Origin of the sequence: Polynucleobacter sp. AP-Ainpum-60-G11, assembly GCF_018688375.1 — a bacterium.
Taxonomy (GTDB): domain Bacteria; phylum Pseudomonadota; class Gammaproteobacteria; order Burkholderiales; family Burkholderiaceae; genus Polynucleobacter.
Genome location: NZ_CP061318.1, coordinates 1,851,360 through 1,865,560 on the forward strand (window position 1 = coordinate 1,851,360; position 14,201 = coordinate 1,865,560).

15 protein-coding genes are annotated in these 14,201 nt (G+C 46.6%); 5 read left to right on the top strand and 10 right to left on the bottom strand.

The window, feature by feature from the left end; genetic code table 11:
* Positions 1 to 18 precede the first annotated feature (18 nt).
* The 8 genes from argB to gatC all read right to left on the bottom strand — a co-directional run bounded on the left by argB (position 19) and on the right by gatC (position 7,645).
* Positions 19 to 921, bottom strand: coding sequence for an acetylglutamate kinase (gene argB, locus FD971_RS09570; protein ID WP_215334073.1), 903 nt, complete (start codon positions 919 to 921; stop codon positions 19 to 21).
* Between the two features lie 25 nt (positions 922 to 946).
* Positions 947 to 1,324, bottom strand: coding sequence for an RNA polymerase-binding protein DksA (gene dksA, locus FD971_RS09575; RefSeq protein WP_062307316.1), 378 nt, complete (start codon positions 1,322 to 1,324; stop codon positions 947 to 949).
* 224 nt (positions 1,325 to 1,548) lie between these two features.
* Complete coding sequence (locus FD971_RS09580) at positions 1,549 to 2,613, bottom strand: GTP-binding protein (RefSeq protein ID WP_215334074.1); 1,065 nt, start codon at positions 2,611 to 2,613, stop codon at positions 1,549 to 1,551.
* 63 nt (positions 2,614 to 2,676) lie between these two features.
* Complete coding sequence (locus FD971_RS09585; protein WP_215334075.1) at positions 2,677 to 3,678, bottom strand: tyrosine recombinase XerC; 1,002 nt, start codon at positions 3,676 to 3,678, stop codon at positions 2,677 to 2,679.
* Positions 3,659 to 4,333 (bottom strand): DUF484 family protein, encoded by a 675-nt coding sequence (locus FD971_RS09590; protein ID WP_215334076.1) that lies wholly within the window; start codon positions 4,331 to 4,333, stop codon positions 3,659 to 3,661. The genes FD971_RS09585 and FD971_RS09590 overlap by 20 nt, the downstream gene beginning before the upstream one ends.
* Positions 4,334 to 4,368: 35 nt before the next feature.
* Positions 4,369 to 5,838 carry an Asp-tRNA(Asn)/Glu-tRNA(Gln) amidotransferase subunit GatB gene (gene gatB / locus FD971_RS09595; RefSeq protein ID WP_215335351.1) on the bottom strand — a complete coding sequence of 490 codons (1,470 nt, stop codon included), beginning with the start codon at positions 5,836 to 5,838 and terminating at the stop codon, positions 4,369 to 4,371.
* Entirely contained in the window at positions 5,838 to 7,355 is a 1,518-nt protein-coding gene (gatA, locus tag FD971_RS09600) for an Asp-tRNA(Asn)/Glu-tRNA(Gln) amidotransferase subunit GatA (protein ID WP_215334077.1), read from the bottom strand. The genes gatB and gatA overlap by 1 nt, the downstream gene beginning before the upstream one ends.
* A complete protein-coding gene (gene gatC / locus FD971_RS09605) occupies positions 7,352 to 7,645 on the bottom strand; it encodes an Asp-tRNA(Asn)/Glu-tRNA(Gln) amidotransferase subunit GatC (RefSeq protein WP_215334078.1) in 294 nt (97 codons plus the stop codon). The genes gatA and gatC overlap by 4 nt, the downstream gene beginning before the upstream one ends.
* A gap of 62 nt (positions 7,646 to 7,707) precedes the next feature.
* Between gatC and FD971_RS09610 the strand changes: the two genes are divergently transcribed.
* The 5 genes from FD971_RS09610 to rodA are packed head-to-tail and all read left to right on the top strand — an operon-like array spanning position 7,708 to position 13,276.
* Positions 7,708 to 8,751, top strand: a complete 1,044-nt coding sequence (locus FD971_RS09610; RefSeq protein ID WP_046330974.1) for a rod shape-determining protein — start codon at positions 7,708 to 7,710, stop codon at positions 8,749 to 8,751.
* Between the two features lie 25 nt (positions 8,752 to 8,776).
* On the top strand, positions 8,777 to 9,706 hold the full coding sequence (gene mreC, locus FD971_RS09615; protein ID WP_215334079.1) for a rod shape-determining protein MreC: 930 nt from the start codon (positions 8,777 to 8,779) through the stop codon (positions 9,704 to 9,706).
* A complete protein-coding gene (mreD, locus tag FD971_RS09620; protein ID WP_215334080.1) occupies positions 9,703 to 10,227 on the top strand; it encodes a rod shape-determining protein MreD in 525 nt (174 codons plus the stop codon). The genes mreC and mreD overlap by 4 nt, the downstream gene beginning before the upstream one ends.
* Before the next feature lie 8 nt (positions 10,228 to 10,235).
* Positions 10,236 to 12,143, top strand: coding sequence for a penicillin-binding protein 2 (gene mrdA, locus FD971_RS09625; protein WP_215334081.1), 1,908 nt, complete (start codon positions 10,236 to 10,238; stop codon positions 12,141 to 12,143).
* The gene (gene rodA / locus FD971_RS09630) at positions 12,125 to 13,276 is read left to right on the top strand and encodes a rod shape-determining protein RodA (RefSeq protein WP_215334082.1); all 1,152 of its coding nucleotides are present in this window, start codon (positions 12,125 to 12,127) and stop codon (positions 13,274 to 13,276) included. The genes mrdA and rodA overlap by 19 nt, the downstream gene beginning before the upstream one ends.
* Positions 13,277 to 13,368: 92 nt before the next feature.
* On the opposite strand, the gene FD971_RS09635 is transcribed toward rodA, so the two are convergent.
* Together FD971_RS09635 and FD971_RS09640 are read right to left on the bottom strand one after the other, a co-directional pair.
* Positions 13,369 to 13,689 carry an HU family DNA-binding protein gene (locus FD971_RS09635; protein ID WP_143742185.1) on the bottom strand — a complete coding sequence of 107 codons (321 nt, stop codon included), beginning with the start codon at positions 13,687 to 13,689 and terminating at the stop codon, positions 13,369 to 13,371.
* 77 nt (positions 13,690 to 13,766) lie between these two features.
* Positions 13,767 to 14,132, bottom strand: coding sequence for a hypothetical protein (locus tag FD971_RS09640; RefSeq protein ID WP_215334083.1), 366 nt, complete (start codon positions 14,130 to 14,132; stop codon positions 13,767 to 13,769).
* Positions 14,133 to 14,201 lie beyond the last annotated feature (69 nt).

Sequence of the window (14,201 nt, forward strand, 5' to 3'; positions counted from 1 at the left end):
TCTATCTCTTATCAACTCTTAGCGCGAGCGAATCATCGTTCCAAAAGCTTGTTCAGTCAAAATTTCAAGCAATAGTGAGTGCTCAATTCGACCATCAATGATGTGCACAGAATTCACACCACTCTTTGCTGCATCTAAAGCCGAAGAAATCTTTGGCAGCATTCCACCAGAAATTGTTCCGTCAGCAAAGAGGCCGTCAATCTCACGCGCAGTTAAGTCTGTTAAGAGCGTGCCATTTTTATCCATCACGCCAGGAATGTTGGTCATCATGACTAACTTCTCAGCATGCAGAATTTCTGCCATCTTGCCAGCCACTAAGTCGGCATTAATGTTGTAAGCTTGACCTTCTTCGCTAAATCCAATTGGGGAGATCACCGGAATAAAGGCATCGTCTTGTAATGCTTTGACAACCGCAGGATTAATTGCCTCAATCTCGCCTACAAAACCTAAATCAATAGTTCCGCCAACTTTCTTTTCATCGGCAACAAACATCTTCTTTGCGCGGATCAAGCCACCATCTTTACCAGTCAAGCCAACAGCCTGCCCGCCAAAGTGGTTGATCAACATCACGATATCTTGCTGCACTTCGCCACCGAGAACCCACTCCACTACTTCCATGGTTTCTTCGTCGGTTACGCGCATGCCCTGAATAAAAGTACCGGTCTTACCAATCTTCTTAAGGGCCTCATCAATTTGTGGGCCACCACCATGCACTACTACTGGATTCATACCAACCAGCTTTAGCAAAATGACATCGCGCGCAAAACTTTCTTTGAGGCGCTGTTCAACCATCGCATTTCCGCCGTACTTAATCACAATAGTCTTACCGTGATACGCACGAATATAAGGCAAGGCTTCGGCCAAAATCTCCGCCTTGAGTAAAGGAGAGATCTCGCTAATAGATGGGGATTGCTTAGTCATTGCTACTTTTTATTGGATCTGCAAATTAATCGCCAAACAACTTTTGACGAAGTTCACGGCGCTCTTGCGCCTCGAGTGAAAGGTTGGCTGTTGGGCGCGCAATTAAACGATTCAAGCCAATCGGCTCGCCAGTCTCTTCACACCAACCATAATCACCAGACTCAATACGAGCCAAGGCCTGCTCTACTTTTTTCAAGAGCTTGCGTTCACGATCACGTGTGCGCAGCTCCAGTGCATGCTCTTCCTCAATCGTTGCACGGTCAGCAGGATCAGGAACCAAAATGTTTTCACGCAAATGCTCTGTAGTTTCAGAAGCATTTTTCAAAATATCGTCTTTTAGGGTCAGAAGCTTTTGACGGAAAAAATCAAGCTGAGCCGCATTCATATAGTCCTTTTCGGACATCTTAAGCAATTCAACTTCTGTTAAAGGAGCACCTTTAGCAGCTTTAGCACTTGCAGCCTTACTAGGTGCTTTTGGTGTAGCTGTAGATTTTGTTGGTGTTTTTACCGTCATTTCGTTCTTTCCATGGATCTAAACCATTATTACTTCATTCTGCCAAACTTTTATTAACCTTTTGCCAATATTTACCAATATTGACCGTGGCGCCGGATTGTACTTGATATTTGCTAGGCCAAGCACCCCTCAAGCCCAGCCAGCAGGGTGTCTTTAGGTAAATCGATGCCAATAAAGACCATCCGAGTTTGCTTTGGTTCGGCGCCCCAAACACCTGCTAAATCGCTCCCCATCATCTGATGGACGCCCTGGAACACGACTTTTCGGTTACTACCCTTCACATAGAGGACGCCTTTATAGCGCAGCATCTTCTCTCCAAAGACCTCCAAAATGCCTCCCAGAAAGTCTTCTAATTTTTTATGATCAAAGGGTTTATCACTACGAAAAACAAAGGATTGGATGCGGTCCGTATGGCCTGCATGCCCATGGTGATCGTGGCTATGGTCGTGACCGCAAGTGCTGTGATCATGGTGGTCATGACTGTGATCATGGCCACAAGTTGCATGGTCATGATCCTCTTGCCCTAGGAAATGAGGGTCAATATCTAATTTGGCATTCAAATTAAAGCCCTTGAGGTCCAAAACGGCATCCAGAGGAACCACCCCTTTAGAGATGCCCTGAATTGGCGCGCGGGGATTCATGTGCATCAAACGATTACGCAAGGCATCGACTTCCGCAGGGGTCACTAAATCAGTCTTCGTAATGAAGATTTGATCTGCAAAGCCTACCTGGCGCTGCGCCTCTTCGTGCTCTGTCAATTGTTTTGGACCGTGCTTAGCGTCTACAAGCGTTACCACCGCATCCAATACGTAATGATCTGCAACGTCATCATCCATAAAGAATGTTTGGGCCACTGGGCCTGGATTGGCAACACCAGTGGTCTCGATGACTACACGATCAAAACTAATTTTTTTATCCTTACGCTGCTCCCAGAGCGAATTGAGCGCCTCAACCAAGTCACCTCGAATCGTGCAGCAAATACAACCATTGCTCATTTGCACAATATTTTCTTGATTGTCTTGAACCAAGATGTCGTTATCAATATTCTCTTCACCGAACTCGTTTTCAATCACGGCAATTTTTTTGCCATGATCTTCAGTCAAGATGTGTTTGAGTAAAGTGGTTTTGCCGCTACCCAAGAAGCCTGTGAGAATTGTTACTGGAATTAACGCCATCATTGATCCATTCAAAATCTATAAATACATTTCCCAAGCGGGAAACCTTCTATCTTACCGAGTTCCTCAAGCTTTGCCAGCCTTTGCGCGAGGATGGGCTTTATCGTATGCCTGCGCTAGGTGCTGAAAATCGAGAGACGTATAAATCTGTGTACTAGCAATGCTGGCATGCCCCAGCATCTCCTGTACTGCCCTCAAATCCTGAGAGGACTGTAAAACATGACTAGCGAAGCTATGACGCATCATGTGCGGGTGAACATGAGTTGGCAAACCAGCCCTCATTGCCAAAGTGCGTAAGCGCGCTTGTACTGTTCTTGGAGATAAACGAGCGCCGGTAGCCGAGATAAATAAGGCAATCGAGGCATCCGCATGCTCAGACTGATCTCGCAGCGCTCGCCAAATTTTGAGCGAGTTCATGGCCGGTCCACCGATGGGAACTGAGCGGCGTTTTCCGCCCTTCCCCAAAACCGTTACTTCTGCAGCATCCCAATCTAACCAGCCCGCTGACTCCTGTTGGCGATCTTTGCTTTGCAGCACATCGATACCTAAAAGCTCTGATAGTCGTAGACCTGATGAATACAGCAAATCAATGATCGCCGCATCACGCACCGCCTCCAGATCTTTTTTTTCTTCAGCCTCTTTTACTGCTTGATTTACCAAAGAGAGTGCCTGCTCAACCGAGAGTGCCTTAGGCAAGGATTTCAGGCGCTTTGGCGCTTTCACATCATCCACTGGATTAGCAATCAAGTTTGCGGTAATTCGTCCCGCCTGGGAATCACGTCGCGCATCTTTTTCAGTAAGCCAGTCATACCAGCCACGCCAAGCAGAAAGTGCTCTAGCAATAGTGCGTGATGACTTTCCTTTAGAGTGCAAACGACCAGCCCAGCGACGTACATGCGCATTCGTTACTTTTAACAACTCAACAGCATCATCTGTTGCCAACTCCTGAAGCTCGCCAAGATCCATGCGATACGCTTTGAGCGTATGGGGTGAGAGCTGCCTTAAAACATGCAGCTCGTGCAAATACTCTTGCACTAAGGGATGAAGGTCAACTGGTGCTTGGCTCATAAGCCTGGATACGATCCAAAGCTGCAGCAGTGAGTTCGGCAATCTGACGTAAATAGAATGCGCCCATGTCTGCCGTAAATCGGGTTTCATCCTTGCTTGCCAAAAGAAGCACTGCCGGCGACTGTACGGCGCCAATACTTTTACCCAATGGCAGGCCGATGGCAACCATGCTTTGCCATTCAGGGTCGATGCTCACTTGGGTTGCCAACAAATCCACACTAGCCGCAGCTAGCTCTTTAGCAGAGCCACAGAGTGGCGTATCAATCCATGGGCCAAATGCGGTATTGGGCGATAGAAGTTGCGCTGACTCAACCTCAAACACTTCTGCCAAGCCCGAGGTCACTGCCGACTCTACATCTGCTTTGGTATTGGCACGCATCAGGCGTAATAACCAAGCCACTAGGCTCTGTTGAGTTTTGTCATTGCGACTACCAAAGTGCAGCATCTCACTGAGACGACGATTAAGTTCTTGGTTCTGCGTACGCAATAAAGTCATCTGACGTTCTTGCAATGAAATAGCGCGATCTTCATGCGGATGCTTCAAGCGAATTTCATTTAAGAGATTGGCATAGCGCTCAAAGAAACCTGGGGTAGCACGCAACCACTCCGCCACCAATTCTTCTTGTTCAGCTTGCTTAGGATCAATTGCGCTCATCTATGTCTTTCTCGCTTATTTTCTGATTTCACTTGTTAGCCTAACTTGTTACGCAGCAGCTCGTTGACCTGACCTGGATTCGCTTTGCCCTGTGAGGCTTTCATGATCTGGCCTACCAAGGCATTAAATGCCTTTTCCTTGCCAGAGCGGAACTCCTCAACAGACTTTTCATTGGCCGCCAACACTTTATCGATCATGGCTTCTAGCTCACCGCTGTCGCTAATTTGCTTCAAACCTTTTGCCTCAATGACTTGATCTACAGTGCTAATGGCTTTACCAGCAACAGCCTCTTCCCACAAAATCGCAAAGATATCCTTTGCAATCTTGTTGGAGATGGTGCCGTCTGCCACGCGAGTTAACAGTGGCGCTAAATGCTCTGCTTTTAAGGGAGCATCTGCGGTCGCAATGCCAGCACGATTCAGCGAAGAAGCAAGCTCACCTGCAATCAGGTTGGCCGCGGCTTTTGCCAAAGGCTTGCCAACAATTGCAAGCAACTCTTCAAATACTTTGGCAGTGTCACGATCTTGTGTGAGTAATTGCGCATCGTATGGGCTTAAGCCGAATTCACTTTGCCACTGCTCACGAAGCTGTGCTGGCAAGGCCGGCATCTTGCTGCGCACATCTGCAATCCATGCATCATCAATCACTACCGGCAATAAATCTGGGTCCGGGAAGTAGCGATAGTCGTTTGCATCTTCTTTGCTGCGCATGCTACGAGTTTCTTGACGATCAGGATCGTACAGGCGCGTTTCTTGAACGACTGTCCCGCCGTCTTCAATCAACTCAATTTGACGACGCACTTCATATTGAATCGCTTCTTCTAAAAAACGGAAGGAGTTTAAGTTCTTAATTTCGCAACGAGTACCAAACTCTTTTTGGCCAACAGGGCGAACAGACACGTTCGCATCGCAACGGAATGAGCCTTCTTGCATATTGCCATCACACACTCCAAGCCAAACAACTAGGGTGTGAAGTGCCTTTGCATAGGCCACTGCTTCAGCAGCACTGCGCATCACTGGCTCTGTAACAATTTCTAATAATGGTGTACCGGCACGATTGAGATCGATACCGCTCGAAGGTTCGCCATGTGGGCCTAAGAAGCCTTCTTCATGTACTGACTTACCAGCGTCCTCTTCCATGTGGGCGCGGGTTAGCTCAACCACTTTGACTTGATCGCCAACCAGTATTTCCAAATGGCCACCCACAACTACAGGTAGATCCATCTGACTGATCTGATATCCCTTCGGTAAGTCGGGATAAAAATAATTCTTTCGGGCAAAAATACTCGCTGGAGAAATCTTCGCGCCCACAGCTAAACCAAAACGAATTGCATGTTCAACAGCTTGACGATTTAATACCGGCAAAACACCCGGTAAGGCTAAATCAACCGCACAGGCCTGTGTATTTGGGCCTGCACCGAAACGCGTACTTGCCCCACTAAATATTTTGGAATGCGTTTGTAGCTGTGCATGGGTCTCTAGACCAATCACGATTTCCCATTGCATCATGCCACCTCGCTTGCTTGACGCAAATGCCAATCACTGGCTTGCTGATAATGATGAGCCACTTGAAGTAATCGCGCTTCAGAAAAATAATTGCCAATGAGTTGCATGCCAATCGGTAAATTGCTTGAGTTAAACCCACAAGGAACACTCATTGCCGGGAGTCCTGCCAAGTTAGTTGAGAGCGTGTAAATGTCCTCTAAATACATCTGCACTGGATCTTTTGATTTTTCCCCTAAGCGCCAAGCAACATCCGGTGCAACTGGCCCTAAGATCACATCGCATTTTTCAAATGCTGCTTGAAAATCGGCTGCAATAATGCGGCGAATTTTTTGAGCCTGTAGGTAATATGCATCGTAATAACCATGGCACAGCACATAGGTGCCAACTAAGATGCGACGCTTCACTTCTGCACCAAAACCCTCAGTACGTGATTTCTTATACATATCAGATAAGTCACGATATTCATTCGCTCTGTGTCCGTAGCGCACGCCATCAAAACGACTCAAATTACTTGATGCTTCTGCGGGAGCTAAAACGTAATACACCGGTATCGATAGCTTGGTTTTTGGCAAGCTAACATCTACAAGTTGTGCACCTAAATCTTGCAAGGCTTTTGCTGCAGCATTGACCGCATTGGCCACCTCTGGGGCAAGCCCTTCGGCAAAAAATTCTTTTGGTAAACCTACGCGCAGACCTTCCAAAGGTTTTGCTGGATTTGAGCTGCCCTCTTTCCAAGACTGAGTGAGGTAACGACCATAATCTTCACCAGAGTCTGCCAAGGATGTAGAGTCACGCGGATCATGGGATGACATTGCTGACAGCAATAAAGCGCAGTCTTCAGCAGATTTACCCATAGGCCCAGCTTGATCCAAGGAAGATGCGTAAGCAATCATTCCGTAACGGGATACGCGGCCATAACTAGGCTTGATTCCAGTTAGTCCACAAAAAGCAGCCGGCTGACGAATAGAGCCGCCTGTATCTGTACCTGTTGCAATCGGGGCCAATCCTGCAGCTACTGCAGCCGCTGAACCCCCAGACGAGCCGCCCGCTACATATTCTGAATTCCAAGGGTTTAAGACTGGTCCATATGCTGAATTTTCATTGGAGGAGCCCATTGCAAACTCGTCCATATTGGTCTTGCCAAGGCAAACCATGCCGGCAGCAGTTGGGTTCAGCTCATCCGGAATTCCGAGATTCGAAACTACCGTTGCATCAAATGGGCTGAGGTAACCCTCAAGCATTTTGGATGCCGCAGTGGACTTCCAGCCGCGCGTCACAAAGACATCTTTGTGTGCGACTGGGATGCCTGTCAATTTTCCAGCGTTACCTGAGGCAATGATTTTATCTGCTTTAGATGCTTGATCTAAACTTAAGTGAGCACTTACATCAAGATATGCATTCCAGTGCTTACCGGCCTCAATACGCCCTAGAAAATACTTTGTTAGCTCGGTACTGGAAACCTCTTTAGAGGCCAAAGCTTTAGCCATGAAGGCAATGGAAGTTTGATGCCAACTCATTCGATCACCCGCGGAACTAAGAAGTAGCCGTCCTGCACAGCAGGGGCAGATTGCATGTTTTCAACGCGATGATCGGTTTCGGTAACGGCATCACTGCGCAAAGGTTGAGCCAAGTCTCGCAAAAAGAGAATGGGATGAGCCAAGGGGTCAAGTCCGGTGGTATCGACGGCTTGCATCTCCTCGACTAAGGCAAAAACTGCCTGTAACTGAGGTAATACCGCCTCGGCTTCTGCCTGACTTAAGTCAAGGTTGGAAAGGTGCGCAATGCGCTGGACATCATCAAGTTTCATGGGGCGCTAGAGTATCATTCATATATATATTTTTTAACACTTACTTATTTTCCCACTACATCATGTTTGGTTTTTTCCGCAGCTACTTTTCTAATGACCTGGCCATCGACCTGGGCACCGCCAACACCTTAATTTACATGCGTGAACGGGGTATTGTGCTTGATGAACCCTCTGTTGTGGCAATTCGTACAGAAGGTGGCCCAAATGGCAAAAAGACCATTTTGGCGGTCGGAAAAGAAGCAAAAGCGATGTTGGGGCGCGTTCCAGGAAATATTGAAGCAATTCGCCCGATGAAAGACGGCGTTATTGCCGATTTCACGATTACCGAGCAAATGCTCAAGCAATTTATCAAAATGGTGCATGAGAGCAAGCTATTAAAGCCTAGCCCACGCATCATCATTTGCGTTCCTTGCGGCTCTACCCAAGTTGAGCGTCGCGCTATTCGTGAATCTGCCTTGGGTGCAGGCGCATCACAGGTATTTTTAATTGAAGAGCCGATGGCTGCGGCAATCGGTGCCGGTCTGCCAGTATCTGAAGCTGCGGGCTCTATGGTGGTTGATATCGGTGGCGGCACAACTGAAGTTGGCGTGATGTCTTTGGGTGGCATGGTTTACAAAGGCTCTGTTCGTGTTGGTGGTGATAAGTTCGATGAAGCTATTACGAACTACATTCGTCGCAACTATGGCATGTTGATTGGTGAACAAACTGCTGAGTTAATTAAGAAAACTATTGGCTCCGCATTCCCTGGTGCTGAAGTGCGCGAGATGGAAGTAAAAGGCCGCAATCTTTCTGAAGGTATTCCACGCAGCTTCACCGTGACTAGCAATGAAATTTTGGAAGCCTTGACTGATCCATTGAATCAAATTGTGACTGCAGTTAAAGCCGCCTTGGAGCAAATTCCTCCTGAGCTTGCATCTGACATTGCCGAACGCGGAATGATGCTCACTGGTGGTGGCGCACTATTGCGCGACCTCGATCGCTTGCTTCTAGAAGAAACTGGTCTGCCAATTCATGTTGCCGAAGATCCCCTCACTTGTGTCGCTCGTGGTTGTGGCATCGCCTTAGAGCGCATGGACAAGTTGGGCGGCGTGTTTTCACAAGAGTAATTGACTTTAAGTATTCATTCGGGAATTGCAACATAGCGCTCCTCCTCTTTTCAGACAAGGCGTTCCGGCTCTAGTCAAACTGATTGTCTGTTTATCGATCAGCATCGCATTGATGTTGATCGATTTTCGCTTTAAGGCACTCGACCCCATTCGCAGTAACGTTAACTGGTTACTGCGTCCACTAGAGTATGTGATGATGATGCCGCGCAATGTGTATGAGTCCGCATCAGAATATTTTACTAGCCGTGGAACGCTCGATAAAGAGAATCAAGAAATGAAAGTGCGCCAAGCTGAGCTCTCTCTACTGGCGAATCAATCTGAATTTCTGTTAATTGAAAATCAGAATTTGCGTCAGCTCATTGATTTGCAAAATCAAGTTCCTTTCAAAACATTATCAGTAGAAATTTTATTTAACCCCCCCAATCCAATTTCTCAACGCATCGTAATTAATCGAGGAAGCGCTGACGGACTAAAGCAAGGCAGTCCCATTGCCAATGACTCTGGCATCTTGGGTCAGGTAGTGCGCCTCTACAATCACTCTGCAGAAGTTTCATTATTAGAAGATCGTGACTTTGCAGTGCCTGTTCAGGTGGCTCGCAATGGCTTAAGAGCGGCGGTATTTGGGGCTGGGCGCGGCAATCCCTTAGAACTTCGCTACTTACCTGTAGCCAGCGATTTAGAAGTAGGCGACGTACTCATTACCTCTGGTATCGACGGTGTTTATCCACCAGGTTTTGCCGTTGCGGTCATCAGTCGCATAGAACGTAACGCCGATAAAAACTCATCGAATGTTTTTTGCGTGCCAATTGCCCCCGTCAATCGCTATCGCCAGGCTTTAGCCCTTCTCTATGATCCACAGTGGGATGCCAATGCTTCTACTGCAACCAATAAGCCAGGTTCGCCAATCATTAATGCTCCGGGTCGCCGTCAAACTCGTGCGCGAGGCATGCAATGATCGATTTTCAAAGCGGCTATATTCTTCGGCCGGTCAATCCGGTCTTCATTTATTTCAGCTTGCTTTGTGCGCTGCTGCTTAACCTGCTGCCAATTGGTAATTACAGTTGGGTTCCTGACTGGCTCATTATTTGTATCGTATTTTGGAATATTCACCAACATCGCTTTATTGGAGTGGGCGCCGCATTCTTTCTTGGACTCTTGATGGATGTGCATAACTCCGACCTGCTGGGTTTGCATGCTTTTAGTTATTCACTAGTCGCCTACCTTGCGATCTCTTGGCATAGACGAATCATTGTTTTGAATGTCCTCACTCAAGCGATGCACTTGCTGCCGATCTTTTTGCTAGTTTCATTGTTCCCCGTAATCACACATTGGCTATTGAGCGGGGAAATCTATTGGTGGGCATTAACCGGCGCCATCCAGGCAATAATTGAGGCAGTGCTATGGCCTGTGGCAACGCAAATTTTGCTTTCACCTCAACGTCGCCCAATTGATGTTGACCACAATCGTCCGCTTTAAAGCGCTGCATGGTTTCATTTAAAAAACCAAATCTCGACTCGTTTCAAGAGCGCATTCATATTGCGACCTTGTTTGTTACCTTTTGCTTCCTCCTGCTCATTACTCGATTGGTATGGCTACAACTGGTAAGTCACGGCAAATACGCCCTGTTGGCAGAGAGCAATCGTATTGCCCTAGTTCCCGCACCCGCTAATCGCGGCCTCTTGATTGATCGAAATGGCATTGTTATTGGCAGAAACTATTCAGCACTGACCTTAGATGTCAATGCTGAAGAGCTAAAAGGTAATGTTGATGAGCTCATTGATGAACTCTCTCAAATCGTATTGATTTCCCCAAGAGATCGTCGGAATTTCAAGCGCTCACTTGAAGATTCCCGAAAAATGGGCACTTTCCCCCTTAGATCCATGCTTACCGAGTCCGAAACAGCGCGATTTATGGCTAATCGCTATCGCTTTCCGGGTGTTGAGATACGTGCCCGAAGCTTTCGTGAGTACCCTTATAACGAGCTCGCGTCGCATCTGATTGGGTATATTGGGCGCGCCTCCAAACGCGATATTGAGCGCATGCAAGTTGAGATCGATAACTCCAAAGCGGGTGATCCCGATGCACTACAAACTTCATTTTTGCCAGGCATTCAGTACGTGGGGAAAATTGGTATCGAGCAAAGCTACGAAACAGTATTGCGTGGTACTCCAGGATACGATGAGGTAGAAATTACAGCCGGCGGCAAACCAGTGCGCACACTCGCAAGCTCACCATCGGTGCCTGGGAAAAATGTGGTGCTATCAGTTGATATCAAACTGCAGTATTTAGTAGAGCAGCTCTATGGAAATTTCCGTGGAGCGTTTGTGGCAATTGAGCCCGAAACTGGCGACATCTTGGCATTTGTATCTAAGCCCAACTTTAATCCGAATGATTTTGTGGAGGGCATTGATTCAGTAACTTGGAAAGAATTAAACGACTCTCCACAAAAGCCACTCTATAACCGGCCACTTAAAGGAATTTATCCACCAGGATCTACATACAAACCTTTTATGGCGCTCGCAGCTTTAGAAACTAAAAAGCGCACGCCCTCACAAACAATCTCAGATCCCGGTTATTTTGATTTTGGAAACCATACATTCCGTGATGATAAAAAAGGCGGGCATGGCACTGTAGACATGCAAAAGTCTATTGTTGAATCCTGTGACACCTACTACTACATGCTGGCAAGAGATATGGGCGTCAACATGATGCATGACTTCATGAAACCACTCGGCTTTGGACAAATTACTGGTATTGACTTACAAGGCGAATCTAAAGGCGTGCTTCCATCAACTGAATGGAAGAAAAATACTTTCAAAAAACCAGAGCAACAAAAATGGTACGAGGGCGAGACAATTTCTCTTGGTATTGGTCAAGGCTATAACGCATTTACGATTTTGCAGTTAGCACATGCTATGGCCAATCTTGCCAATAACGGTATCGTAATGAAGCCACACCTAGTGAAGGCAATAGAAGATCCATTTACAAGACATCGCACTCTCACAACCCCAAAAGAAAGTTACCGAATTGACCTTGTTCCTGAAAATATTGAAATCATCAAAAAGGCAATGGTCGAAGTAAATAATTCCGGAACCTCTGCTACCGTCTTTAAAGGCACGGGTTATCAGGTCGGCGGAAAAACTGGAACGGCTCAAGTATTTAGCTTGAACTCCAAAGAATATAAACATAGTTCTACAGCGGAATTTTTACGTGATCATGCTTTGTATATAGCTTTCGCCCCTGCAGACAAACCAACGATTGTGATTGCAATGGTGGTTGAGAATGCTGGCTTTGGAGCGCAGCATGCCGCACCAATTGCACGCAAAGCGCTTGATTTTTATCTTGAAGGTAAATGGCCAAAGGAGATTCCTGAATGGAAAAGAGCGCCATAGATAAAGCAAAAAAAATATTTCTCAGTATTTTTAGTGGCCTAGATCGCCAGCTAGCCCTTATTTTACTTGGCTTGGCCGGACTTGGATTTATTATATTTTTGTCTGCAAGTCAAAATACGCCCGTGCGTTTTGAAGACGAGCTGCGTAACCTAGCCCTTTCATTCGCTGTCATGTGGATCGTTTCCCGCATCCCGCCAAAATGGCTAGAGATGGCTGCAGTGTGGATTTATGGGATTGGAGTTGCGCTTCTAATCGCAGTCGCCGTATTTGGATTAATAAAAAAAGGGGCAAGGCGATGGCTCAATATTGGCTTTGTGATCCAGCCCTCTGAGTTGATGAAGATTGCAATGCCACTCATGCTAGCTTGGTATTTTCAAAAACGAGAAGGCATTCAAAAATCGTGGGACTATGGGGTGGCTGCAATTATTCTTGGCATTCCAGTACTGCTGATTGCACGTCAACCTGACCTGGGTACTGCGCTCTTGGTTTTTGCTGCAGGTATGTATGTGATCATTCTTGCGGGATTGCCATGGAAGTGGATCCTGCCCTTCGTAGGCATTGGCGCCTTCGGGATTATTCTCATCATTATTTTTGGCAACACCATTTGCGCACATGATGTTGCTTGGCCGTTTGTGCATAACTATCAAAAGCATCGAGTATGTACCTTGCTTGATCCAAGCAGCGATCCCCTTGGAAAAGGTTTTCATACTATTCAATCCATGATTGCAATTGGTTCTGGTGGATTTTTTGGCAAGGGCTGGTTTCAGGGGACACAAGCGCATCTTGAATTCATTCCAGAAAAACATACCGACTTTGTCTTTGCTGTTTTCTCTGAAGAATTTGGCTTGCTGGGTAACCTAGTCTTATTGGCGCTGTTCTTTGCTTTGATTAAACGGGGTTTGGCTATCTCTGCTAGCGCACCCAATCCCTTTACACGATTGCTCGGTGCATCAGTCACACTGATTTTCTTCACCTACGCCTTTGTCAACATCGGGATGGTAAGTGGCCTATTGCCCGTTGTAGGCGTTCCACTGCCCTTTATTAGCTATGGCGGTACCGCTCTAGTGACGCTTGGCTTTGGCGCTGGCATTCTGATGAGTATTCATCGCCATCGACGCTTGGTGCAAAGCTAAAAAGCGGATTAAATCCGTGCGCTAGATAATTGCGCTACTTCAGGAAACAAAAAAGCCCGGCATGCCGGGCTTTTTCATCAACAAAGCAAGAATTACTTCTTACGCTTGTTAACTGAATCTTTAAATGCTTTACCAGCAGAAAACTTAACAGTTTTAGCAGCAGCAATTTTGAGTGGCTCGCCAGTTTTTGGGTTACGGCCCATGCGTGCAGCGCGCTTACCAGAAGCAAAAGTACCAAAACCGATCAGCTGTACTGAGTCGCCTTTAGTAACAGCTTTAATGATTTGCTCAATAGCAGAATTCAATGCAAATTCAGCTTTGGCTTTTGAGATCTCAGCGTCGTCAGCAATCGCTGCGATTAGTTCTGCTTTGTTCAAGTGAAGCTCCTTATAGATATTGATATCAGCGCACAGTGCGCTTACATGATTTTAACCACAAAAAATTACAAAAATAAAGTTGCGTCACAGCAAATTTATTCATTACCGCTTTTTTAGTCCTCTATAACTGTCACATCGGATACAAAATACTCGGTATCGCCAAAACAGCTTGTAGGCAATCCGATGTGCTGATCGTATTTAAGGGCGACTTTTTTTCCCAAATTGGCATTAATTTTTTGCGCTACAGCATCTTCGCGCACCGTAAAGAGAAATTTTTCCGACATGGTGCCTGGCATAGAAACCATCGCCAATTCTCCCTCCCAGGTTTTACATAGATAACCCCGATTAGAAAACTTCTGCACATAGCCGGCACGCTCACCACTGCCATAGCTCCAATTGAGCATGATCCAGGTATAGGCCGCCAAGCCTGCCAAACCAATCAATACCAGGCTTACAAGCCATTTTACGAATCCATTCATGCAAATTTCCTTAATAAATCATCTGTGCAGCCCTAATTGGGAGCATTCACCGCAGTCAGTTTTGACTCC